21 protein-coding genes and 1 pseudogene are annotated in these 22,149 nt (G+C 71.1%); 14 read left to right on the forward strand and 8 right to left on the reverse strand.

Annotated elements, in window-relative coordinates; genetic code table 11:
* Positions 1–153 precede the first annotated feature (153 nt).
* Complete coding sequence (locus AB5J53_RS14640; protein WP_369252229.1) at positions 154–672, forward strand: DUF4240 domain-containing protein; 519 nt, start codon at positions 154–156, stop codon at positions 670–672.
* A 144-nt stretch (positions 673–816) separates the two neighbouring features.
* On the opposite strand, the gene AB5J53_RS14645 is transcribed toward AB5J53_RS14640, so the two are convergent.
* Positions 817–1,032: a hypothetical protein gene (locus tag AB5J53_RS14645; protein ID WP_369246078.1), complete on the reverse strand. Its 216-nt coding sequence runs from the start codon at positions 1,030–1,032 to the stop codon at positions 817–819.
* 205 nt (positions 1,033–1,237) lie between these two features.
* Here AB5J53_RS14645 and AB5J53_RS14650 point away from each other — a divergent pair, with 205 nt between their 5' ends.
* The gene (locus tag AB5J53_RS14650) at positions 1,238–1,777 is read left to right on the forward strand and encodes a carboxymuconolactone decarboxylase family protein (RefSeq protein ID WP_369246079.1); all 540 of its coding nucleotides are present in this window, start codon (positions 1,238–1,240) and stop codon (positions 1,775–1,777) included.
* A gap of 157 nt (positions 1,778–1,934) precedes the next feature.
* Here AB5J53_RS14650 and AB5J53_RS14655 read toward each other — a convergent pair whose 3' ends face one another.
* A complete protein-coding gene (locus AB5J53_RS14655; protein WP_369246080.1) occupies positions 1,935–2,687 on the reverse strand; it encodes a peptidoglycan recognition protein in 753 nt (250 codons plus the stop codon).
* A gap of 509 nt (positions 2,688–3,196) precedes the next feature.
* Here AB5J53_RS14655 and AB5J53_RS14660 point away from each other — a divergent pair.
* Positions 3,197–4,381 (forward strand): MarP family serine protease, encoded by a 1,185-nt coding sequence (locus AB5J53_RS14660; RefSeq protein WP_369246081.1) that lies wholly within the window; start codon positions 3,197–3,199, stop codon positions 4,379–4,381.
* Positions 4,382–4,426: 45 nt separating this feature from the next.
* Here the strand turns inward: AB5J53_RS14660 and AB5J53_RS14665 are convergent, their stop codons facing one another.
* Complete coding sequence (locus AB5J53_RS14665) at positions 4,427–4,915, reverse strand: N-acetyltransferase family protein (protein ID WP_369246082.1); 489 nt, start codon at positions 4,913–4,915, stop codon at positions 4,427–4,429.
* Positions 4,916–4,987: 72 nt separating this feature from the next.
* On the opposite strand from AB5J53_RS14665, the gene AB5J53_RS14670 reads away from it, so the two are divergent.
* Complete coding sequence (locus AB5J53_RS14670; RefSeq protein WP_369246083.1) at positions 4,988–5,905, forward strand: TIGR01777 family oxidoreductase; 918 nt, start codon at positions 4,988–4,990, stop codon at positions 5,903–5,905.
* Between the two features lie 289 nt (positions 5,906–6,194).
* Positions 6,195–7,586 (forward strand): FAD-dependent oxidoreductase, encoded by a 1,392-nt coding sequence (locus tag AB5J53_RS14675; RefSeq protein WP_369246084.1) that lies wholly within the window; start codon positions 6,195–6,197, stop codon positions 7,584–7,586.
* 14 nt (positions 7,587–7,600) lie between these two features.
* Here the strand turns inward: AB5J53_RS14675 and AB5J53_RS14680 are convergent, their stop codons facing one another.
* A complete protein-coding gene (locus AB5J53_RS14680) occupies positions 7,601–9,040 on the reverse strand; it encodes a regulator (protein WP_369246085.1) in 1,440 nt (479 codons plus the stop codon).
* A gap of 348 nt (positions 9,041–9,388) precedes the next feature.
* Here AB5J53_RS14680 and lipB point away from each other — a divergent pair, with 348 nt between their 5' ends.
* The 4 genes from lipB to AB5J53_RS14700 all read left to right on the forward strand — a co-directional run bounded on the left by lipB (position 9,389) and on the right by AB5J53_RS14700 (position 12,692).
* Positions 9,389–10,186 carry a lipoyl(octanoyl) transferase LipB gene (gene lipB / locus AB5J53_RS14685; RefSeq protein WP_369246086.1) on the forward strand — a complete coding sequence of 266 codons (798 nt, stop codon included), beginning with the start codon at positions 9,389–9,391 and terminating at the stop codon, positions 10,184–10,186.
* 220 nt (positions 10,187–10,406) lie between these two features.
* On the forward strand, positions 10,407–11,372 hold the full coding sequence (gene lipA / locus AB5J53_RS14690) for a lipoyl synthase (protein WP_369246087.1): 966 nt from the start codon (positions 10,407–10,409) through the stop codon (positions 11,370–11,372).
* Positions 11,373–11,708: 336 nt separating this feature from the next.
* Positions 11,709–11,906, forward strand: a complete 198-nt coding sequence (locus AB5J53_RS14695) for a hypothetical protein (protein WP_189190500.1) — start codon at positions 11,709–11,711, stop codon at positions 11,904–11,906.
* Positions 11,907–11,987: 81 nt separating this feature from the next.
* Positions 11,988–12,692: a DUF4191 domain-containing protein gene (locus AB5J53_RS14700; RefSeq protein ID WP_369246088.1), complete on the forward strand. Its 705-nt coding sequence runs from the start codon at positions 11,988–11,990 to the stop codon at positions 12,690–12,692.
* Between the two features lie 65 nt (positions 12,693–12,757).
* On the opposite strand, the gene AB5J53_RS14705 is transcribed toward AB5J53_RS14700, so the two are convergent.
* The gene (locus AB5J53_RS14705) at positions 12,758–13,225 is read right to left on the reverse strand and encodes an RDD family protein (RefSeq protein WP_369246089.1); all 468 of its coding nucleotides are present in this window, start codon (positions 13,223–13,225) and stop codon (positions 12,758–12,760) included.
* A 198-nt stretch (positions 13,226–13,423) separates the two neighbouring features.
* On the opposite strand from AB5J53_RS14705, the gene glnA reads away from it, so the two are divergent.
* The 3 genes from glnA (at position 13,424) to AB5J53_RS14720 (ending at position 16,628) form a co-directional block, all read left to right on the forward strand.
* A complete protein-coding gene (gene glnA, locus AB5J53_RS14710) occupies positions 13,424–14,833 on the forward strand; it encodes a type I glutamate--ammonia ligase (protein ID WP_369246090.1) in 1,410 nt (469 codons plus the stop codon).
* A gap of 264 nt (positions 14,834–15,097) precedes the next feature.
* The gene (gene htpX, locus AB5J53_RS14715) at positions 15,098–16,018 is read left to right on the forward strand and encodes a zinc metalloprotease HtpX (protein ID WP_369252231.1); all 921 of its coding nucleotides are present in this window, start codon (positions 15,098–15,100) and stop codon (positions 16,016–16,018) included.
* 22 nt (positions 16,019–16,040) lie between these two features.
* Positions 16,041–16,628 carry a hypothetical protein gene (locus AB5J53_RS14720; protein ID WP_369246091.1) on the forward strand — a complete coding sequence of 196 codons (588 nt, stop codon included), beginning with the start codon at positions 16,041–16,043 and terminating at the stop codon, positions 16,626–16,628.
* A gap of 15 nt (positions 16,629–16,643) precedes the next feature.
* Here the strand turns inward: AB5J53_RS14720 and AB5J53_RS14725 are convergent, their stop codons facing one another.
* On the reverse strand, positions 16,644–16,937 hold the full coding sequence (locus AB5J53_RS14725) for a hypothetical protein (RefSeq protein WP_369246092.1): 294 nt from the start codon (positions 16,935–16,937) through the stop codon (positions 16,644–16,646).
* Positions 16,938–17,207: 270 nt separating this feature from the next.
* Here AB5J53_RS14725 and AB5J53_RS14730 point away from each other — a divergent pair.
* Positions 17,208–18,842, forward strand: a pseudogene (locus AB5J53_RS14730) (alpha/beta fold hydrolase); the annotation flags it as partial.
* A gap of 18 nt (positions 18,843–18,860) precedes the next feature.
* Here the strand turns inward: AB5J53_RS14730 and AB5J53_RS14735 are convergent.
* Together AB5J53_RS14735 and AB5J53_RS14740 are read right to left on the reverse strand one after the other, a co-directional pair.
* Positions 18,861–20,219, reverse strand: coding sequence for a DUF2252 domain-containing protein (locus AB5J53_RS14735; protein WP_369246093.1), 1,359 nt, complete (start codon positions 20,217–20,219; stop codon positions 18,861–18,863).
* A gap of 5 nt (positions 20,220–20,224) precedes the next feature.
* Positions 20,225–20,710, reverse strand: coding sequence for an FxLYD domain-containing protein (locus AB5J53_RS14740; RefSeq protein ID WP_369246094.1), 486 nt, complete (start codon positions 20,708–20,710; stop codon positions 20,225–20,227).
* Between the two features lie 156 nt (positions 20,711–20,866).
* Between AB5J53_RS14740 and AB5J53_RS14745 the strand changes: the two genes are divergently transcribed.
* Entirely contained in the window at positions 20,867–22,084 is a 1,218-nt protein-coding gene (locus AB5J53_RS14745) for a winged helix DNA-binding domain-containing protein (RefSeq protein ID WP_369246095.1), read from the forward strand.
* Positions 22,085–22,149: the final 65 nt, after the last annotated feature.

Raw genomic sequence — 22,149 nt, forward strand, 5'->3', positions numbered from 1 at the left:
GTCGGGATGGAATGACCGTGGCTCCTGGGACCGAGTGACCGCACTCTTGAAATGCGTACGAACCCGACGGTTTTACCTTCGGCATGTGCACGCATAACAATCTGCGCCACTCCACGTGCGTCCCTCCCGTCCAGGCCCGATGCTTGACCCGTGATGGACGAGACGGAGTTCTGGGAGCTGGTGGACACGACCCGCGAGGCCGCCGAGGGCGACCCCGAGGAACAGGCCGACCTGCTCGTCGAGCGGCTCGTCCAGTTGGACCCGGACGCGGTCCTCGACTTCGCCCGGCACTTCGAGGCCCGCTACAACCGGGCGTACCGCTGGGACCTGTGGGGCGCGGCCTGGGTGCTGCTCGACGGCGCCAGCGACGACGCGTTCGACTTCTTCCGGTGCTGGTTGATCGGCCAGGGCCGTGAGGTCTTCGAGGGCGCGGTGCACGACCCGGACTCGCTCGCCGACCTCCTGGAGGACTTCGACGAGGAGATCGACGGCGACGGCGAGGAGCTGGGCTACGCGGCGGACGAGGCGTACGAGCAGCTCACCGGAACCGTCGCACCCGACCTGGGCATCCCGCCGGCGGCCGCGGAGCCCGAGGGCACGGCGCTCGACTTCGAGAACGAGTCGGTCATCGCGGATCGCTACCCCAAGCTGTGGGAGCGGTTCAAGGGCTGATACCGCAGCGGAGTTGCCGGGCCTCGCCACGATTCACGCCATCGCCTGTGCCGGTGTGCGTCGGCGTCATGCCGTGCTTCACGCCGCCGTGTGTTGGCGTGATGCCGTGCTTCACGCCGCCGTACGTCCGCGTGATGCCACGGTTCACGCCGCCGCGCGCCGGCGGCTGATGTCCGCGGGGATGTACGCCTGCGTCTGGTCGGCCCGCACGGCGTGGTGCAGCGGTGCCGCGTTGGCCTGGTCCAAGGCGGACGCCGTGACCGCCGCCGGGCCCAGGACGACCGTCGCCACCGCGCAGACCACCGTCCAGGGGCTGCGCGCGGCCTTCGCCCAACCGGCCGTCTTCTCCGTGGCTTCCATCCGACTGCTCCTCATGATCCCCACCTCCAGTCAGTGCGTACGACGACCGTAGGACGCACGGCTCTGGGGAGTCTGTGAGCCACCTGCGGTGTGACTGTGGCTGCCCGCCCGCGTCGCGAGGCGGGCGGAAGGCGGACGACAAGGCCTAGGGTCGGGGCTCCCGACCCTGTGAGGTCGTCGGAACTCCCAACCCTGTGAGGTTCCCGTGGCCCGTATCCCCTACCCCGACCGGCCCGCGGACGCTGTGGCGCGGCTGCCGGTGGCCCTGAATGCCTTCCGGATGCTCTCCCATGCCCCGGACCTGACCGGCCCGGTCATCGACCTAGGCTTCGCCATTCTCGGACAGACGCAACTCCCCACCGCCATCAGGGAGTTGGTCATCATGACGGTGGCCGCGCGGACGCGCTGCCGTTACGAGAGCGTGCAGCACACGCCGATCGCCCTGGCCGCCGGGGTGACGCCGGAGCAGCTCGCGGTGATCGGGGAGCTCCGGCCGTGTGTGCCGCCGGAGTTCACGGAGGCGGAGGCCGCGGCCCTGTCGGCCGCCGTCCGGATCACCGTCGAGCGCACCCTCGAGCCGGGCGAACTCGACGCCCTGCGCCGCCACTTCACCGACCGGGAGACGGTCGAGATCATCATGACGGCCGGGTACTACGCCATGCTGGCGGGCCTGATGAACGCCCTCGACGTGGACATCGATCCGTCGGGCGAGCGGTTCCTGAACGTGGACCCGCGCGCCACCTAGGTCCCACGAGTGGTTTTTCGCCCCCGCCGCCCCTACCCGTTCCCGTACCTGGGGGCTGCGCCCCCAGACCCCCTGGGTTGTTCTTTTGGGTGCCTGCCGGTGGGGGCATGTCGCGCAGTTCCCCGCGCCCCTTTCGGGGCGGAGCGGGCGAAAGAACTCACCGGCCCTGCAGGTGGGCCGCTCGGTCCCGTATGTCCGGGAGGCGGGCCGCCAGCGCCGCCCCGGGGCAGCTGGTCATGAAGGCCTCGTTGTGGCCCGCCACGGTGGGCAGCACGGCGCCGGCCCCCGCCCGGAACCGACTGAGACTGTTGCTGGACACCAACCGCACGGTGGCCCGCGGATCAACCCCGGACAACCCGAGCTTCCACGCAGCGAGCGCGGCAATCGCCTCGGTCATCGCCCGCGGCACCACCGTCCCCGCCGTGAACGTCCCGATGGCGGCGACCCCGGCGGTCCGATGGTTGAAGCCCTGCGTGTGCGCCCCGGTGACGGGCCGGTCGACGCCGCCCGCGCGTCCCTCATAGATCGTCCCGCAGCGGTCGACGAGGAAGTTGTAGCCGATGTCGTCCCAGTCCTTGGCGCCGGTCTGACCGGCGTAGAGGTAGCGGATGATGCGGGGCGTGTCGGCGCAGTCGTAACTGTTCGGCGAGTCGGTGTGGTGGACGAAGATCGCGACGACCCGGTCGTCGTAGCGGGGCGGCGGCTGAGCGTGCGCGCTCGCGGCGTCCAGCCATCGTGTCCGCGGCACGATGGTCGGCCGGGCCGCCGGGTGAGCGGCCGCGGCGGGCCGCGCGGCGACCGGCGGCCGGTCGGCCCCCGTACGGTCCACCCCGATCGCGCACATCACCAGTGCCAGCACGGCGGCGAGCCCGGGCACGCACCCGAGCGCGACGAGGGCCGCCCGCGGCATCCGCTCGCCCCATGGGAACCGCGCCGATCGCACGGCCCGCCCCGACGGCGTCGCCCGCACCTCCCGCGAAAGCCGAGCGGGCCACGGAAACCACGCCCATCCCAGGGCCCGCCCGGCCCGGGGCGCCCGCGCCCCCCGCGAAAGTCGCGTCCAGAGCCACGGCCGCTCCGTCCCCGACCGCCGTGCACCCCACGGCACACGAGCTCCACGAAGCCCACGAGCCTCACGAAAATCACGCGCCCGGAGCCCGCGCCGCGCCGCACGCGACACTCGTCCCCCGCCCCGGCTTCGTGCCCCCCGCGTCTTCCGGAAGACACGCATGGACCCACCCTGGCCCCGATCCGCTCCATCCGCGATGTGTGGTGTGCCACCCGGTGGAACCATCGTCCGGGTCCAGGACGTTTTTACAGGTCCACGCACGTGTGGCCGTTTTCGCGGCGCCACGCGCGCGTGCTTGATCACTGGGCCCGCCCCGCGCGTACTAAGGGGCCCGAGAGAAAGGCGGCTCCGTGGACGTGCTCGACCTCCTGCTGATGCTGGTGATCCTGGTCTACGCGGCGTCGGGCTACCGCCGCGGCCTGGTCGCCGGCTGTGTCTCGCTGGCAGGTTTCGTGGGCGGCGCCGTCATCGGCGTATGGGTGCTGCCGTGGGTGATGGACCTGGTCACGGCGGGGACCGCGGCGGCGACGGTGACGGCCGTGCTGACGGTGCTGGTGCCCGCGGTGGTGGGCCACGAGCTGGCGGGACGGCTGGCGCTGAAGCTGCGCCGCGAGCTGGACCGGGGACCGCTGCGGGTGGCGGACGGAATCGGCGGGGCCGCGGCGAACACGGTGGCCGTGCTGCTGGTCGCCTGGGTGGCCGCGAGTGTCCTGGGCGCGTCCTCTTCGACGGTGGTGACGCAGTCGATCCGCAGCTCGGCGCTGCTGGGCGCCGTGCAGAACGCGATGCCGGAGACCACGCCCACCTGGTTCTCCCGCGCGACCTCCGCGCTCACGGAGGCGGGCTTCCCACAGGTCTTCAACCCGTTCGAGAACGAGCCGACGGCGGGCGTCGCGAAGCCCTCCGGGGACAGCGTCACGGCGAGCGCGACGAACGCCGCCAAGCTGAGCACCGTGAAGGTCGAGGGCGTCTCCGGCAACCAGGGGCGGGAAGGCAGCGGTTTCGTCTATACGTCCGAGCATGTGATGACCAACGCCCACGTGGTGGCGGGCATCGACCGGCCGACCGTACGTGTGGGCGGCGTGGGCCGCTCGTACGAGGCCAGGGTCGTGCTCTTCGACGCGCAGAAGGACGTCGCGGTCCTGTACGTCCCGGGGCTGCGGGCGCCCGTCCTCGGCTTCGACGACAGCGCCTCGCGCGGCGACTCGGCGGTCGTGGCGGGCTACCCGCAGGACGGCGGCCTCGACCTCCAGGCAGCCACCGTCGCGGGCCGCATCGACGCGACGGGCCAGAACATCTACAACACGGACACCGTGACCCGCGAGATCTACTCGATCCGCTCCACCGTCCGCCCCGGCAATTCGGGCGGCCCCCTCCTCACCACCGACGGCAAGGTGTACGGCGTCGTCTTCGCCCGCTCGACCTCGGACGACGAGACGGGTTACGTCCTGACGGCGGACGAGGTCGCGGGCGACGCCCGGCAGGCGGCGAACGCCACCGCACCGGTCGACACGGGCGACCTCGTCACCTCCTAGGGCCTGTCCGGGGCCCAGAAGTGGGCTCCACGACGTGAGGGCTGATCAGAGAGAGCGCCCCATGAGTACGTCATCCACGTACTCGCCATCGAGCAGGAACTCCTCGGGCAGGATCCCCTCCACCACGAACCCCTCGGACTCGTACAGCTTGCGTGCCGGGGTGTTGTGCCCGAGGACGCGCAGCGTGATGCGCCGGGCGCCCTGTCTGCGGGCCTCCTCCTGCACGGCGCGCAGCAGCGCGCGTCCGGCCCCGGCGCCGCGCGCCTCGTCGGCGACGACGAGTCCCTGGATCTGGCGCACATGGGAGTTGGAGGCGAGGGGGGTCGGGAATCCCAACCGGATGTAGCCGACCACCGTGTTGTCGATCTCTGCGACGAGATGGTCCCGCGGGCCGAACCGATCGTTGTAGAAGGGCTCGTACGGCGGTCGGGGGCGCGGCATGACGGCGTGCAGGGGGGACCAGGTGTCGCGGTCGAGCCGGCCGAGCGCGTCCTCGTCGTCGAGGGTGGCGGTGCGTATGTACGGAGCTGGCATGCGGATCACTGTACGGCGGCCCGAGGGGGACCCGTCCCGCGATTTTCCCGGCCGCCCGGGCAGGATGGACCCATGAGCGACTCATCCCTTCCCCCCGGTTCCCGCATCGCGATCGCCGGTGCGTCCGGCATGATCGGTTCGGCGCTGACGCGCTCCCTGACCTCGGACGGACACGAGGTGGTCCGTCTCGTGCGCCGTGCGCCCCGCGCGAAGGACGAGGTCCAGTGGGATCCGCAGGCGCAGCGGATCGACGCGGCGGGGCTCATCGGTTGTGCCGCGGTGGTCAATCTCGCGGGTGCGGGGGTTGCTTCGCGGCGCTGGACGGAGGCGTACAAGCGGACGATCCGGGACAGCCGGGTGCTGGGGACGGCGACGCTCGCCGAGGCGGTGGCGTCGCTGGACGAGCCGCCGCGGGTGTTCGTGAACGGGAGTGCGATCGGCTTCTACGGCGACACGGGCGAGCGGGCGGTGGACGAGTCCGCCCCGCCCGGGGACGGGTTCCTTCCCTCTTTGTGCGTGGAGTGGGAGGAGGCCACGGGTGCGGCCCAGGAGGCGGGGATCCGCACGGCCTTCGCCCGTACGGGGCTGGTGGTGGCCCGCAAGGGCGGGGCCTGGGGGAAGCTCTTCCCGCTCTTCAAGGCGGGTGTGGGCGGGCGGATGGGGAACGGTCGACAGTACTGGAGCTTCGTTTCTCTCCATGACGAAGTGGCCGCGATTCGGCACGTCATCGACACGGAGTCGCTGTCGGGGCCGGTGAACGTGACGGCCCCCGATCCCCTGACCAACCGTGAGATCACCGAGGCGATGGGCCGCGTCCTGCACCGCCCCACCCTCTTCACCACTCCGGCTCCCCTCCTCCGCCTCGCGCTCGGCGACATGGCCGGCGACATCCTCGGCAGCCAGCGCGTCCTCCCCACTCGCCTCCTGGAGTCGGGCTTCACCTTCGCGTTCCCGTCGATCGAGGGGGCGTTGCGGGCGGCCGTGGGCTGACAGAGGTTTTTTCGCCCCCTCCGCCCCTGCCCGTCCCGTACCTGGGGGCTGCGCCCCCAGACCCCCGCTAAAAGATCGCGCAGTTCCCCGCGCCCCTGAAGGGGCGCGGGGAACTGCGCGAACAAGGGGGTCGGGACGGGTACATGCACCCCCCATGCACCCATGCACGCCCGCCACGCGACTTCCCCCCGCCGTCGGCACCCCACACCCTCGACCCGAACTCGGGTATCCCAGACGCTTGTTGGGGGCATGACGTCCCCACCGGCCGCGCAACCTCGAGGAGGGGCACGTGCTAGAGCCCGCACGCCAAGCCGCGGACATCGCGGAGATCGCGGAAGACGTGGACGTCGTCATCGTGGGAGCCGGAGTAGCCGGCCTCACGGCCGCCCTGCATCTGACCAGGGCGGGTCTCACCACCACTGTCCTGGAGGCCGCCCCGAACGTGGGCGGCCGTATGTCCACGGAGAAGGTCGACGGCTTCCGGCTGGACCGAGTGGGCCGGCTCCTGTCCACCTCGTATCCCGAACTGCGCCGCACCCCGGGCCTCAACGCCCTGACGCTGCGCACGTTCTCCCGGGGCGTCCTGCTCCACAGCGACGGCCAGCACCACCGCGCCGCCGCACCCACCACCCCCCGGAGCGCGAGGGGCGCACTCACCACCGCGCGCGCCCTCGCGAGCGCCCCCCGGCTTCCCCTGGCCCGTCCTCAGCGTGGAGCGCCACGCCCTGGCCCCCTCGGCGGCCCGCTCGACCAGTCGCGTCTCGCCACCGCCCTCGCCCGCCTCGCCACCACCCCACCGGACCGCCTCCTCGCGCGCCCGGACCGCACCGCCGCGCAGGCGTTGACCACCCGGGGCCTCCCGGCCCGCACGGTCGACGGTTTCCTGCGCCCCCTGCTCGCCGCGCTTCTGTGCGATCCGGCCCTGCAGACGTCGAGCCGTTGCGCGGACCTCGCCCTGCACTCCTTCGCGACGGGCCGTCTGTGTCTGCCTGAGGGCGGCGCGGACGCCCTCCCCGAGCTCCTCGCGGCCGAGCTGCCGCCGGGCACGGTCCACACGGGCGTCCAGGTCACCGCGGTCTCCACGACCGCCGTGACTACCAAGGAACACGGCGAACTCACCTGTCGCGCCATCCTGCTCGCGACCGGAGCCCGCGCCGCGGCCGAGCTGTTGCCGGGTCTGCGCGTTCCCGCCTTCCACCCGGTCACTGTCCTGCACCACACCACGGACGAGCCCCCGCTCACCGACCCGGCCCTGCTCCTGGACGCCGACCGAAGCGGCCCGGTGGCGCACACCGCGGTCATCAGCCAGGTCGACCCCACACGGGCTCCCGCGGGCCGCGTCCTCATCTCCTCGACCGTGCTGGGCACGCCACCGGCGGCGGCCCACCTGGACGCGACGGTCCGCGCCCAACTGGCCCGCCTCTACGGCACGTCGACCTCCCGCTGGGAACTCCTCGCGGTCCACCACGACCCCGAGGCGGTCCCGGCGATGCCCCCTCCGCACGACCTGCGCCGCCCGGTACGGCTGCTGGCGGGCCTGTACGTGTGCGGTGACCACCGGGACACGAGCACCGTCCAGGGGGCGCTCCACTCGGCCCGCCGGGCCGCCCATGCCCTGCTCATGGACGTGGGCGTCCAGCCGACTGCGTTGGAGGAACCCTTGGAGACCGCCGCGGCCTGAGCCGCCTCGGCGCCTCAGGCCAGCGCCGCCACCTTGTCCCGGTATCCGCGTGCGGGCGCCGCGTCCTTGTAGGGCTCCAGGCGGCGCTCGAAGTCCCGTACGTACTCGATGGCCCGCACCGACCGCATCTCCACCGCCTGCCCGGCGGCCTCCGCCGCCAACTGGCAGGCCTGGTCGAGCTCCCCGAGCCCGAGCCGTGCCGAGGCGAGCACCACGCGGCAGAACAGCCGGCTGCGCGCATAGCCGGGCGCTCGCAGTTGCAGCGAGCGCTCGGCGTGCTGCGCCGCGGCCCGGAACTGCGACAGGTCACGGTGGCAGTGCCCGAACTCGTCGGCGAGCTGGGCCTCGTCGAAGAACCGGGCCCAGTAAGGGACTTCGTCGCCGGACCGGGACGCCTCCAGCGCGCGCTCGGCGCGGACGAGGGACGCCGTACAGGCCCGTACCTCCCCCAGCACCCCGTGCCCGCGTGCCTCGACGGAGTGCAGCAGCGCCTGCACCACGGGCGGCACCGCCGATCCGACGCCCTGCTGGGCGACCCGCGCCAGCTGCACGGCCTCCCGCCCGTGGCCCAGGTAGACGGCCTGGCGGCTCATCGTCACCAGCACATACGAGCCGTACGCCCGGTCCCCGGCGGCCTGCGAGAGGCGCAGCGCCTGGACGAAGTACCGCTGCGCGAGTCCGTGCGCGGCGATGTCGTACGAGGTCCAGCCGGCGAGCCGGGTGAGGTCGGCGGCGGCGGCGAACAGGCGCCGCCCGGTCTGCTCCCCGTACGCGCCGCGCAGCATCGGCTCGGCCTCGTGCTCCAGATAGCGGACCAGGGCCTGGCGGGCGTGGCCGCCGCCGTACGCGTGGTCGAGGGCGCGGAAGAGCTCCCCCACCGAGCGCAGCGCGGCAATGTCGCCGCCGGTGACCTTCTGACCGGGGCCGCGCTCGGTCTGGCTGCGCTGCCGGGGTACGGCGGGGCGTCCCTGCGCGGGGATGCGCGAGGGCCCCGGGTCGCCGCGGCCGACCCGGTCGTCGGCCCGCCCGATCAGCCAGTCCCGGCTGGGGACGACGAGCCCCGCCGGGGTGAAGGCGATCTTGCGCAGCTCGGCGTGGCTGCCGGAGTCCTTGCGCCACAGCCCGCTGACGATGTCGACGGCCTCTTCAGGGGTGGCGGCGAACTCCAGACCGGCGTACACCGGGGCGCACGCGTCGAGCCCCAGGTCCTGCGCGGTGAGCCGGCGCCCCAGACGCCGGGTGAACACCTCGGCGATGAGCGCGGGCGTGGTCCCGCGGGGCTGCTGCCCGCGCAGCCACCGCGTCACCGATGTCTTGTCGTATCTCAGGTCGAGTCCGTGTTCGAGGCCGAGCTGGTCCACGCGACGGGCGAGACCTGCGTTGGAGAACCCCGCTTCTGCGATGAGCGCGGCGAGCTGGCGGTTGGGGGTGCGCTGCGCGGGTCGTTCCGTCATCTGCGGTGCGGTCTCCTGCCTTTCGGGTCCCCCAGCGGCCTCGGCGAGGTGCGTGCGTGAACCTCTTCGGGGGCGCCGGGTGCCCGGATTGCCTGTGAGCAGCCCTTATGGCCTCGTGAACGGCGCGAATGTAGCGGAGCGTAAGCACCTCATCGCACACTTCGACGTTCATTCATCCGATCGTGTGAGGATTGGCCCCAGAGCTGACGGCCATCGGCCGGACGTACAGTTGCGTGGGCGCGCTACGTACCTGACGAAGGGTCCCCAGGTACGGGGCGAAAGCTTCTTTCGCGTGCCCCGCACGGGCACCGCCGTGTGCCCGACGAAGCTTTGAGGGAGGCGCTTGCCGTGAGTGAGTTGCGGTTCGTCCGCATGGGATTCGGTGCCGAGGCCGTCGAGTACCAGGAGGCGTGGGACGAGCAGCGCCGTGTGCATGCCGCCCGTTTCCTGGACGAGGTCCCCGACACCTGTCTGCTCCTGGAGCATCCGCCGGTCTATACGGCGGGCCGGCGCACGGCGGACAACGAGCGGCCCCTCGACGGCACGCCCGTCATCGACGTGGACCGCGGCGGCAAGATCACCTGGCACGGCCCGGGCCAGCTGGTCGGCTACCCGATCCAGAAGCTGCCCCGCCCGGTGGACGTCGTAGCACATGTACGCCGCCTGGAAGAGGCACTTATCCGTACGTGTGCGGAGTTCGGGCTCGAGACCAGCCGTGTCGAGGGCCGCAGCGGTGTCTGGGTGCTCGGCGACCCGGTCGAGCAGCGCCCGTCGCTGGGCGGGCTGTCGCTGGACTTCGACCCGCGCCTGCAGGACGAGGAGTTCGATCCCCGGCTCAACGGGCCGGAGTACGCCCCGTCCAACGCCGGGCAGCGGCGCGAGGACCGCAAGATCGCCGCGATCGGCATCCGCGTCGCCAAGGGCGTCACGATGCACGGCTTCGCGCTGAACGTGAACCCGGACAACGCCTGGTTCGACCGCATCATCCCGTGCGGGATCCGCGACGCGGGTGTCACGTCGGTCGCCAACGAGCTGGGGCGCGACGTGCCGATCGCGGACGTCCTGCCGGTGGCCGAGCGGCACCTCCGGGACGTGCTGGAGAACGCGGACCTGAGGCCGCGCGTGGTGGAACGGGCGTCGGCGTAGGGTTTTTTCGCCCCCTCCGCCCCAACCCATTCCCGTCCCCCGGGTTGTGTTTCGGCTGCGGGTGGGTGGGGGCTGGTCGCGCAGTTCCCCGCGCCCCTTATGGGGGCGGCAGCCCTCTGGGAATGCACCCCCGCTCCCCAAGGTTGCCCACCCCGGGGACCGAGAACCGCACGGGCGTACCCTGGTGTACGCCGAAGAATCGAAGCTACAGGGAGCCGATGTGTCCGCAGTCGCACCCGACGGACGCAAGATGCTGCGCCTGGAGGTCCGGAACAGCCAGACCCCCATCGAGCGCAAGCCCGAGTGGATCAAGACCCGGGCGAAAATGGGCCCCGAGTACACGAAGATGCAGAGCCTCGTGAAGAGCGAGGGCCTGCACACGGTCTGCCAGGAGGCGGGCTGCCCCAACATCTACGAGTGCTGGGAAGACCGCGAGGCCACGTTCCTGATCGGCGGAGACCAGTGCACGAGGCGCTGCGACTTCTGCCAGATCGACACCGGCAAGCCCGAGGCACTGGACCGTGACGAGCCGCGGCGTGTGGGTGAGTCCGTGGTCACCATGGACCTCAACTACGCCACCATCACCGGCGTCGCCCGCGACGACCTGGAGGACGGCGGCGCCTGGCTGTACGCGGAGACGGTCCGCCAGATCCACGCCCAGACCGCGAACCGCGAGGCCGGCCGCACGAAGGTCGAGCTGCTCGCCCCCGACTTCAACGCGGAGCCCGACCAGCTCGCCGAGGTGTTCTCCTCGCGCCCCGAGGTTTTCGCGCACAACGTCGAGACGGTCCCGCGGATCTTCAAGCGCATCCGCCCCGGCTTCCGCTACGAGCGCTCGCTCAAGGTCATCACCGAGGCCCGGGACTACGGTCTGGTCACGAAGTCGAACCTGATCCTCGGCATGGGCGAGACCCGCGAGGAGATCAGCGAGGCGCTCCAGCAGCTGCACGAGGCGGGCTGCGAGCTCATCACGATCACGCAGTACCTGCGCCCCTCCGTGCGCCACCACCCCGTGGAGCGCTGGGTGAAGCCGCAGGAGTTCGTGGAGCTGAAGGAGGAGGCCGAGGAGATCGGCTTCTCCGGCGTCATGTCCGGCCCGCTGGTCCGTTCCTCGTACCGCGCCGGCCGGCTGTACCAGATGGCCGTCGAGAAGCGCGGCGCGTACATCGCCTCGCAGGCCGTCTGAGACGACGTACGACCGGTCCGAGACGTCGTACGACCTCGTACGGTCCAGGCGATCCGACACGCCGTACAACGAAAGCGGTGGCACTGAGTGCCACCGCTTTTGTGTGAATCGGCGCACAAGCAACTCCCCCTTCACTCCGGACCGTTCGCCTCGGCCCCGGCCGTCCCCGCAGATGGGGACGCCGTTTGGAGCACGTCAAGGTGCGCGCCCGCCACATCAAGGTTTCATTGGTGTTTGACCGGTCGGTCACGCCCTGGTAACACCAATCAGTGACCCTGGTCTTACGCCACGTATAACCCCAACCAGAGCCGCCGATCCCGAGGGGGGACCTCCATCATGCAGGCCGCGCCCGTACGCGCCACCGCCATCCCGTCGTTCACCGATGCACTCCGTGCCGTCGAGTCGCTGCTCATGAGCAGCGGCCAGCGCACCGCCCGCCGCAATGCCTGGACCTCCGTCCTGGAGGACCGCCGCCGTGCCAAGGACAGGGTCGAGGCGCAGCGCGTACTGGAAGCCGTCGCGACGCGTTCGTGAGCGCCGCTCCCCCCGGTACCGCGGGCCGCTCCCCCGGTACTGCCGTCGTCGGCGCCTCCCGGGCCACGTAGACTTCGTGGCATGGCGAGGAAGGAAACCGCAGCGGACGCCGCTGCCGAACCCGGGCGACTCAAGCAGATCGCCCTGACGTACAAGATGACCCGCAAGGCCGACTCCAAGATCGGTCTTGTACTCGCGGCTGTCGGAATTCTCACCCTCGGTGTCTTCCTCGCGATCGGCTTCTTGATCGGCCACCCGGTCTATCTCGGCATTCTCGGCCTTCTGCTCGCCTTCCTCGCGACGGCGATCGTCTTCGGGCGCAGGGCTGAGCGAGCCGCCTTCGGGCAGATGGAGGGACAGCCGGGCGCGGCCGCGGCCGTTCTCGACAACGTCGGCCGAGGCTGGACCACGACCCCCGCGGTGGCGATGAACCGAAGCCAGGACGTGGTGCACCGGGCCGTCGGCAAGGCCGGCATCGTGCTGGTCGCCGAGGGCAACCCGAACCGGGTGAAGAGCCTGCTGGCCGCCGAGAAGAAGAAGATGGCGCGGATCGTCTCGGACGTTCCGGTGCACGACATTCTCGTGGGCTCCGGCGAGGGCCAGGTGGAGCTCAAGAAGCTCCGCACGACGATGCTCAAGCTGCCGCGCGTCCTCACCGGCCCGCAGGTCACCGCGACCAACGACCGGCTGCGTGCGATGGGCGACCTGATGAGCAACATGCCGCTTCCCAAGGGTCCGATGCCGAAGGGCATGCGGATGCCGCGCGGCGGGCCGAAGACCCGCTGACAATCCCTCCTACGCGAAAGGGGGCGCCCGGATCTCTCCGGGCGCCCCCTTCGTCGTACAGACGCCTAGATGCGGACCTCGACCGTGCCTGCGGCACGGTCGTGCAGGCCGCGGCCGTCGCGGTCCCAGATCAGGGGCGGCAGGGCGAGGAACAGCAGGACCGTGCGCAGCACGGCGCGCAGCGGGTTGACGCGACCGGTGTCCAGGGACACCACCCGCAGGCCGAAGAGCCGCTTCCCGGGGGTGAAGCCGAGCGAGCCGACCGTGAGGATGATCAGCACGAAGAGAATGAGCGGCGCCCAGACCTGGGCCGCCCGGGTATAGCTATCCGTGAGCAGCCCGTATGCGATCAACAGGCACAGGGCCCAGTCGACGGCGAGGGCGCCGAACCGGCGCCCCGGGCGGGCGATCGAGCCCGGTCCGTGCTCCGGCAGACCGAGCTGCTCGCCCCGGTATCCGAAGTCGACACCGGCTTCCTCCGCGGCCGCGCGGGGTCCGGAGAGCCACGATCCGATTGCTTGCCTGTTGTCCACCCGTCCACGGTACTGCGCCCGTTTTGGCATGCGGACAGGAGGGGCCGGACCCGCCCGGGTCGGTTAACTTGGGCGAAACAAATGGGTCACGCTTGAGAAATCCCCCGTCCCTATGGTCGGCTCCAGCGTGTGCCACCGCACTGGCCGCACGAACGAACTACCACCCCGGTCCTAGTGGGCGGGAGTAGGAGGAGCTGGATGTTCCAGAACGCCGACGAGGCCAAGAAGTTCATCGCGGACGAGGACGTCAAGTTCGTCGACGTCCGCTTCTGCGACCTGCCGGGCGTGATGCAGCACTTCACGATTCCGGCGGAGGCCTTCGACCCGGCCGAGGAGCTGGCCTTCGACGGCTCCTCGATCCGCGGCTTCCAGGCCATCCACGAGTCCGACATGGCGCTCCGCGCCGACCTGTCCACCGCGCGCGTCGACCCCTTCCGCCGCGACAAGACGGTCAACATCAACTTCTTCATCCACGACCCGATCACGGGCGAGCAGTACTCCCGTGACCCGCGCAACGTGGCGAAGAAGGCCGAGGCCTACCTCGCGTCGACCGGCATCGCCGACACCGCGTACTTCGGCCCCGAGGCCGAGTTCTACGTGTTCGACAGCGTGCGCTTCGACACCAAGTCGAACGAGGCCTTCTACCACATCGACTCCGAGGCCGGCGCCTGGAACACCGGTGCCCTCGAGGACAACCGCGGTTACAAGGTCCGCTACAAGGGCGGTTACTTCCCGACCCCGCCGGTCGACCACTTCGCCGACCTTCGTGCCGAGATCTCCCTGGAGCTGGCCAAGTCCGGCCTCCAGGTCGAGCGCCAGCACCACGAGGTGGGCACCGCCGGCCAGGCCGAGATCAACTACAAGTTCAACACGCTGCTCGCCGCGGCCGACGACCTCCAGCTCTTCAAGTACATCGTGAAGAACGTCGCCTGGCGCAACGGCAAGACCGCGACCTTCATGCCGAAGCCGATCTTCGGTGACAACGGCTCGGGCATGCACGTCCACCAGTCGCTGTGGGCCAACGGCGACCCGCTGTTCTACGACGAGGCCGGTTACGCGGGCCTGTCGGACACCGCCCGCTTCTACATCGGCGGCATCCTCAAGCACGCCCCGTCGCTGCTGGCCTTCACGAACCCGACGGTGAACTCGTACCACCGCCTGGTCCCCGGCTTCGAGGCCCCGGTCAACCTGGTGTACTCGCAGCGCAACCGCTCCGCGGCCATGCGTATCCCGATCACGGGATCGAACCCGAAGGCCAAGCGCGTCGAGTTCCGCGCGCCCGACTCCTCCGGCAACCCGTACCTCGCCTTCTCGGCGCTGCTGCTCGCGGGCCTCGACGGCATCAAGAACAAGATCGAGCCGGCCGAGCCGATCGACAAGGACCTCTACGAGCTGGCCCCCGAGGAGCACGCGGGCGTCGCGCAGGTCCCGACCTCGCTCCCGGCCGTCCTCGACCGCCTTGAGGCCGACCACGAGTTCCTGCTCGCGGGCGACGTGTTCACGTCCGACCTGATCGAGACGTGGATCGACTACAAGCGCACGAACGAGATCGCGCCGCTGCAGCTGCGTCCGCACCCGCACGAGTTCGAGCTCTACTACGACGTGTAAGTCGTCGTAAGCCCACGCGGCTTTCGGTACGGAGCCCCGTCATCGCCTTCGGGTGGTGGCGGGGCTCCGTCGTTGTGTGTCCATGGTGTGTGTCCATGCCGTGTACCCATGGTGGGCGCGCGCCCATGGTGTGCTCCGCATAAATAAGTGGCTCTTGACAGGGGAGTTCTTTGCCCGTCGTGGGGCCGATCGGGGCCTGTTCATGGGGCAGCACGGGCGCACAATGGAAGGCGGGACGAGTGCCTGAGTGCGGGGTGATGCATGATGCAGAGCCGGTTCCGGAGTGATCGGCAGCTGACCGTGCGGATGACGGTCACGTTGTTTCTGCTCGGATTGCTGTACGTGGCGTTCGTCGCCGCGCTGATCGTGCTGCTGAAGTCCTGGGTGCTGGTCGTCGTGATCGCGGCCGGGCTGCTCGGCGCGCAGTACTGGTTCTCGGACCGGATCGCGCTGTATGCGATGCACGGTCGGATCGTGGAGCGGGAGGAGTATCCACAGCTCCACGGGGTCGTCGACCGGCTGTGTGCTGTCGCTGACATGCCCAAGCCGCTGGTGGCCGTGTCCGACCTCGATATGCCGAACGCGTTCGCGACCGGGCGCAATGCCGATCATGCCGTGCTGTGTGTGACGACCGGGCTGCTGCGGCGGCTCGAGCCCGATGAGCTCGAAGGTGTGCTGGCGCACGAGCTGTCGCATGTGGCGCACAAGGATGTCGCCGTGATCACCGTGGCGTCGTTCCTCGGAGTGCTCGCCGGGCTGATCGTGCGGTTCGCCTTCTACTCGCAGCTCTTCGGCGGGGGACGGAGGGATCAGAACACGGCCATCGTGTTCATGGCCGTCATGAGTGTCTCCGCGGCCGTGTACGCGATCAGCTTCCTGCTCATCCGGGCGCTGTCCCGGTATCGCGAGCTGGCCGCCGACCGGGCCGCGGCCCTGCTCACAGGGCGGCCCTCGGCGCTGGCGTCCGCGCTGACCAAGGTCACCGGGGACATCGGGCGGATTCCGACCAAGGATCTGCGGACGGCGCAGGCGTTCAACGCCTTTTACTTCACCCCCGCCTTCGGTGCCGAGCCGGGCATCTCCAAGCTGTTCTCCACCCACCCGAGTCTGGAGCAGCGGCTCGAACAACTGGCCCGCATCTCCGCCGAGCTGGGCGAGGCGGCGACCCCCGGAAACGCCACCTGACTCCCCCGGAAAGGCCATCTGCATGGGGTTCCTGGACATCCTGCTCGGCCGCACCAAGGCCGCCCTGCCCGATCTCGACCAGCTCTTCGGGCTGCCGTCGGCGGCCGTGACCCTGCAGGCGGCCGCCGGGTTCACACCCACCGGGACGGGCGCGGTGTGCTTCGCGTCCGTCGAGGGCGCGGCCTTCGCCGAGGCGCACCAGGAGGTGCAGGCGCTGCTCGACGCGGACGCCGAGCGGCACGGGCCGCCGGTGGAGCTCACCCGGGACGAGTACGGGTACTCGTGGCTGGTCTCACGGCGGGAGCCCGATGATCTGCCCGCCCTGGTGAGCGATCTGCACGCGGTGAACAGCGCGCTGGAGGGCAGCGGCTTCGGGCCGCAGCTGCTCTGCTCCGTGGCCGCCTTCGAGAACACCGAGCGGCAGCGGCGGCTCGGGCTCGTCTATCTCTACAAGCGCGGGACCTTCTATCCCTTCGCGCCGCTGGCCGGTGACGGCCAGCGGCGCGACAACGCGCTGGAGCTGCAGATCAAGGCGGTACTTGCCGACGATCTGCGGATCGAGCAGGACCTCGGCCGCTGGTTCCCGATCTGGGGCGCGCCCGGTCTGTGAGCCGGTGGCCGGAGGTTACTTGCTCTGTTCCCGTGCCTGGCGGCGGGACTCCAGGGGGCGTTCGCGGCGGTAGCGACGCTCCCACTTCGCCTGACGGTCACGGCGGTCGCGGTATGCCTTGTACGACGCGGGCGTGGCCGCCGACGGGGCTCCCGAGGGGGATCCGCCGCTCGACGAGGACGCCGAGGACGAGCCGCGCCCATACTGCATGTACATGAAGAGCACGGCGACCGCGGCGAGCCACCAGATGTGATTGCCGAATCCCAAGACGACCAGGACAACGGTCCCGGAAATGATGATGGTGCCCATGACGGGCCTCCGTGGGCGTGGGTGATGACTGGGTGGTGTCCGATGTGTCCGACGGGGCGCTGGGGGTGGGCGGCCGCCAGTCGGTGCGTAGAGAGTAGCCCTGGCTCCGCCGAGTGATGCCTGTCCGGCGGAAAGCGGTGGTGAGCGGCTCCGTAACGCATGTCCAGCGTAGGGATACGGTCACTCCGCGTGCATCTCATTTTCGAGCAGGCGGCCGACGACAAGGCGATCCCCCACCTCGCCCGGTACGGCGGCGTGAGTAAATGAGGGGTGCTTTCCCCCTTCACGTACGACCACGACGGTGAACGACTGAGCTGCGTCAGCGGCGGTAGCGACATCGATGGCGATCGAGGGCCGGCCACCGCCGTTCTGCTGCACGGCGCGGGCAACGGAAGCAAGGAGCGGCTGCTCCCGCTGCTCGAGGAGTTCGTCGCGCACGGCTGCCGGGGCCTCGCCCTCGACTTCTCCGGGCACGGCGAAAGCACGGGCGAGCTGCGGGAGTTGAGCCTTCAGCGGCGTTTCGAGCAGGCCGTCGCCGTCATCGACGCGACGGCTGCGGCACAAGCTCCACTGATCCTCGTCGGGTTCAGCATGAGCGGCCAGACGGTGGCCGATCTCGCGGGGCACTACGGGGAGCGGGTGGCGGCGCTCGGGCTGTGCGCACCCGCGGTGTACGGCGCCGAGGCATGGCCGGTACCGTTCGGCGACGGCGACAGCCGCTTCAGCGAGATCATCCGTACGCCGGGCAACTGGCGCCGGGCTCCGGCGCTCGGCATCCTGCGGGCGTACGCGGGGCGCGCGGTGCTCGCCGTGCCGGGCACGGACACGGTGATCCCGCCCGCGGTGACCGAGGCCGTGACGGACGCGCTCGCCACCGACGCCCAGTTCACACGCTTCGAACTGCCCGACGCCGAGCACATGCTGGGCCTCTGGTTCCGCGACCACCCCGAGGACCGGCAGCGGTTCGTGGACCTCGTCCTCACCGGGCTCGGCGACCAGGGGTGGACGGCGACCCGGGCCTGGGTGGCCAAGCGGCTTCCGGACGGCCGGACCGTACGGGAGTCCACGCCCCTGCGCGGCGGCTGGAGCTCCCAGATGCGCCGGCTCACCCTCGACGACGGCACCGGCCTGGTCCAGCGGTCCTTCGTCAAGCCCTTCTACCGGCGGCACGCGCCGGGGCTGCTGACCCGTGAGGCGTCCGTCCTCACCCTGCTCGCCGGCCACGACGCAGTGCCCGCGCCCGAGCTGTACGCCGTCGACGCCACCGCCGAACACTGCGACCACCCCACGCTGTTGATGTCCTCGCTGCCGGGCACGGTCCGGCTCGACGAGGAGGATCTGGAGCGACGCCTCGACCTGCTGGCGCGTCAACTCGTCCGCATCCACGAGGTGGTTCCCGCCGAGCGTCCGCGCCCCTACCAGCCGTGGACGTCTCCCGAGCGCGTCCGTACGCCCGCGGGTGCGCCGTGGGACCGGGCGGTCGACGTGATCCGGCGCGATCCGCCCTCGTACGAAGGGTGTTTCCTGCACCGGGACTTCCACCCCGGGAACGTGCTGTTCACCGGCGCGGGCGACACCCTGCGCATCAGCGGGGTCGTCGACTGGGTGGAGACCTCCTGGGGCCCTGCCGACCTCGACGTCGCCCACTGCTCCACGGCCCTCGCGCTGCTGTACGGGGAGACGTACGGGCTGGGCTTCCGTGAGCGGTACGAGGCACATGGCGGACGCCAACTGGCCGACGGCGCCGACCACTTGTACTGGCGGCTGCTGGACGCGCTGGCCTACTCCCCCGACGCCGAGAAGGTCGCCGTGCCCTGGCGCGAGCTGGGACGCACGGATCTGACACCGGAGGTGCTCAGCGGACGGCTCGGCGCGTATGTGGCGGGACTGCTGGAGCTGTACGGGTACGGCGGACGGCCACGGTCAGACGCCCGGTGCCGCCGGGACCACTCCCGCCACCACGGCCGCGCCCAGTGCCGCGTGGTCGGCGAGGTTCTGGTCCGCGTAGCGCAGCGCGAAGTCCGCGACGGCGCGGTCGAAGGTGTCGGCGCCGCCGAGGTACCCGGCGATCGCGACGCGGTCGCCGGAGCGGGCATGGGCGCGGGCCAGCGCGGTGCCGCACAGGCCCGCGTAGTTCTGGAGCCGGCGGGGGCTCATGCCGCCGACATCCGCGGAGCCCTTCATGTCGCGCAGCTGACGCCAGTAGAACGCCCGCCCCTCCGGCCCGGTCATCCAGCCCAGGAAGATGTCGCTCGCCGCCTGCAGCAGCCGCTGACCGGCGACGACGCGATGGCCCTGATGGACGTACGGGCCGCTGGGCAGATGGTCTTCGAGTACGGGCTTTCCCGCCTCCTTGATCTGCAGGAACAGCCGGTCGTCCGTGTCCCGTCCGGCGAGCAGCACGACGAAGCAGCGGGTGCCGACGCTGCCGACGCCGACGACCTTGCGGGCGGCGTCGACGAAGCGGTAGCGGTCGAGGAGGAGGCGGCGCTCCTCGGAGAGCGTGGAGCGGTAGTCGCTGAAGATCTTGCGGAGCGAGGCCGTGTCGGGGGCTCCGGCCGGTTCCAGCAGGGGTGGGTCGTGGACGATGCGGAGGCGTCCGTCGACGGTCTCGGTGAGTTTGCCCAGCGTGTGCAGGCTGGTGCGGCGGCGCGCGCGGGTGAGGTTCGACTCGGCCTGCTTGCGACGGCGGGCGGAGCGGATCAGTGGGAGCAGCTGATCGGCGTCGATGCGCTCATGCCAGACGGCCAGCTCGCCCTGCCCGGCGAGCCGCCGTATGGCCGTGCGGTACGCGCCCGCCGCGGCCTGCGCCGCACGGCGGACCTGTTCCTCGGGGTGCCCGTTCTCGCGGGCCGCGACCGCGACGCTCGCCGCGAGCCGTTTGACGTCCCACTCGAAGGGGCCGGGAAATGTCTCGTCGAAGTCCTTGAGGTCGAAGAGCAGGGTGCGTTCCGGAGAGGCGTACAGGCCGAAGTTCAGCAGGTGCGCGTCGCCGCAGAGCTGCACCATGAGTCCGGTGTGCGGCTGGGCCGCCAGGTCGGCGGCCATGACGGCGGCGGCGCCGCGCAGGAACGCGAACGGCGACGCCGTCATCCGCCCGTACCGGATCGGCAGCAGCTCCTGGAGCCGGTCCTTGCCCTGCCGTTCCAGCACGGCGACGGGGTCGGGGCGCTCGGCGGCGGGGATCCACCCGGCGTGCGAGGAACGGGGGGCGCGTTTGCGGGCCGCCTTGCCCTGGGCGGCGCGGTCCGCCGGGGTGACGGCGGTGCCGTTCTGGACCACGGCCGTCAGTTCCGCACGGCTCGGGCGACGTCGGCGGTGACGTCGCCGGAGAGGGTACGGGTGCTGCGGGCGGTGGCGTCCTTGGAGGCGCCCGCCGCGACGTCGCTCACCGTGACGACGACCGTGTCGAGGAGGTTGCCGTCCTTGTCGCGGAAGTCGACCTGGACGGCGTACGACTTCTCGGAGGAGGCGGAGTTGGTGACGGTCACCTTGGCGGTGGAGCGCCCGCTGGAGTCGGTGGTGACGTGGCTGTCGAGATTCACATCGCCCTTGGCGTTCACGCCGTTCTTGAACTGGTCGAACTTCCGGCCGGCCTCGGCGGTCGCGGAGGCCAGCGCTTCGCCGGCCGCGGACGCGGCGGACGCGGCTTTGGAGGCGGTGCTCGCTGGGGTGTTGTCGTCCGAGCAGCCGGTCAGGGGCGCGGCCAGGGCCGTCGTCGCGGCCGCCGCCAGGATCAGCCCTCGTATGCCGTGCCTGCCGTGCCTCTGCATGGGGTCTCCCGACGTGCTCCTCGTTCGTTCTCCTCCGGAATCCGCTCGGTCTCAGTCAACGCTGTGAGCAGGGCGTACGCATGCCGGGTACGGCGAATGGGTGACTGGCGCCCGCTACTGGTCGAGTATTCGAGAGGATGAGGAGCACTGGACATCGTGGGAGCGGCTGGAGGCGGAGTGGGCGGGAAGCTGCGGCGCATCGGGGTGGCGGAGCGGCGGGCCCGGCTCGCGCTGCGGCAGCGGCTCGCGGTCGCCGCGCGGGCGGCGCGTCCCGAGGAGGTCGCGGATTCGCTGGTCGCGCTGCACGGCACCGATCCGGCGACGGTGTACCTGGCGGTGGGCGCGCGGCTGGCGGATGCCGGGAAGACGGTGGCGGAGGTGGACCGGGCGCTGTACGAGGTCCGGACCCTCGTCAGGATGCACGGCATGCGGCACACCGTTTTCGTGTTCCCCACCGAACTGGCCGCCGTGGTGCACGCCTCGACCGGGCTCGCCATCGCCGCGAAGGCCCGGGCCGGGCTGATCAAGGACATGGCCACCGGCAGCGACGGGCGGCTGACCGAGGAGTGGCTGGCGCAGGTCGAGGCGTCCGCGCTCGCCGCGCTGGCCCGGCGCGGGCAGGCCACGGTGAACGAACTCACCCGGGACGAACCGCGGTTGAAGGAACAGTTCACCTACGGCGCGGGCAAGAGCTACGAGAGTCCGCAAACCGTGTCGTCCCGCCTGATGCGGGTCCTCGGCGTCGAGGGCCGGGTGGTGCGCGGGCGGCCGATGGGGTCGTGGACGTCCAGCCAGTTCCGCTGGGCGGTCGCCCCGCCGCATCCCGAACTGCCAGCCGCCGAGGCGCAGTCCGAGATGCTGCGGCGTTGGCTCGCGGCGTGCGGGCCTGCCACGGAGGCGGATCTGAAGTGGTGGACGGGATGGAAGGTGACGGAGGTTCGGCGGGCGCTGGCCTCTGTCGGGGCGGTGGCCGTGTCGCTCGACGACGGGGTCACCGGGTACGTGACGGACGGCGATCTCGAACCGGTCGCCGGCCCCTCCTCCCCCTGGGCCGCGCTGCTGCCCGGGCTCGATCCGACGGCCATGGGGTGGCAGGAGCGCGACTGGTACCTCACGCCGTCGCTGCGGCCCGTCCTCTTCGACGGCAGCGGGAATGTCGGGCCGACGGTCTGGTGGGACGGGCGGGTGGTCGGGGGGTGGGCTCAGCGGGGCGACGGTGAGGTGGTCTGGCGGCTGCTGGACCCGGAGGGACTCGGGCGGGACGCCCGCGACGCCATCTCCGAGGAGGCAGCGCGTCTGCAGGCGTGGCTGGGGACGACCCGGGTGACCCCACGCTTCCGGACACCACTGGAACGGGAGCTGTCGTCGGGGTGAGTTTTCCCGCCCCCTCCGCCCCTGCCCGACCCGTACCTGGGGGCCCAGGAGCGCCCCGTAAGGGG

The sequence above is a fragment of the Streptomyces sp. R41 genome (assembly GCF_041053055.1).
GTDB lineage: Bacteria > Actinomycetota > Actinomycetes > Streptomycetales > Streptomycetaceae > Streptomyces.

What these genes read in the sequence shown, in the direction of transcription:
- AB5J53_RS14640 (WP_369252229.1), top strand. Translation starts at nt 154, where the DNA reads ATGGACGAGACGGAGTTCTGGGAGCTGGTGGACACGACCCGCGAGGCC.
- AB5J53_RS14645 (WP_369246078.1), bottom strand. Translation starts at nt 1,032, where the DNA reads ATGGAAGCCACGGAGAAGACGGCCGGTTGGGCGAAGGCCGCGCGCAGC.
- AB5J53_RS14655 (WP_369246080.1), bottom strand. Translation starts at nt 2,687, where the DNA reads ATGCCGCGGGCGGCCCTCGTCGCGCTCGGGTGCGTGCCCGGGCTCGCC.
- AB5J53_RS14665 (WP_369246082.1), bottom strand. Translation starts at nt 4,915, where the DNA reads ATGCCAGCTCCGTACATACGCACCGCCACCCTCGACGACGAGGACGCG.
- AB5J53_RS14670 (WP_369246083.1), top strand. Translation starts at nt 4,988, where the DNA reads ATGAGCGACTCATCCCTTCCCCCCGGTTCCCGCATCGCGATCGCCGGT.
- AB5J53_RS14680 (WP_369246085.1), bottom strand. Translation starts at nt 9,040, where the DNA reads ATGACGGAACGACCCGCGCAGCGCACCCCCAACCGCCAGCTCGCCGCG.
- AB5J53_RS14695 (WP_189190500.1), top strand. Translation starts at nt 11,709, where the DNA reads ATGCAGGCCGCGCCCGTACGCGCCACCGCCATCCCGTCGTTCACCGAT.
- AB5J53_RS14700 (WP_369246088.1), top strand. Translation starts at nt 11,988, where the DNA reads ATGGCGAGGAAGGAAACCGCAGCGGACGCCGCTGCCGAACCCGGGCGA.
- glnA (WP_369246090.1), top strand. Translation starts at nt 13,424, where the DNA reads ATGTTCCAGAACGCCGACGAGGCCAAGAAGTTCATCGCGGACGAGGAC.
- htpX (WP_369252231.1), top strand. Translation starts at nt 15,098, where the DNA reads ATGCAGAGCCGGTTCCGGAGTGATCGGCAGCTGACCGTGCGGATGACG.
- AB5J53_RS14720 (WP_369246091.1), top strand. Translation starts at nt 16,041, where the DNA reads ATGGGGTTCCTGGACATCCTGCTCGGCCGCACCAAGGCCGCCCTGCCC.
- AB5J53_RS14725 (WP_369246092.1), bottom strand. Translation starts at nt 16,937, where the DNA reads ATGGGCACCATCATCATTTCCGGGACCGTTGTCCTGGTCGTCTTGGGA.
- AB5J53_RS14740 (WP_369246094.1), bottom strand. Translation starts at nt 20,710, where the DNA reads ATGCAGAGGCACGGCAGGCACGGCATACGAGGGCTGATCCTGGCGGCG.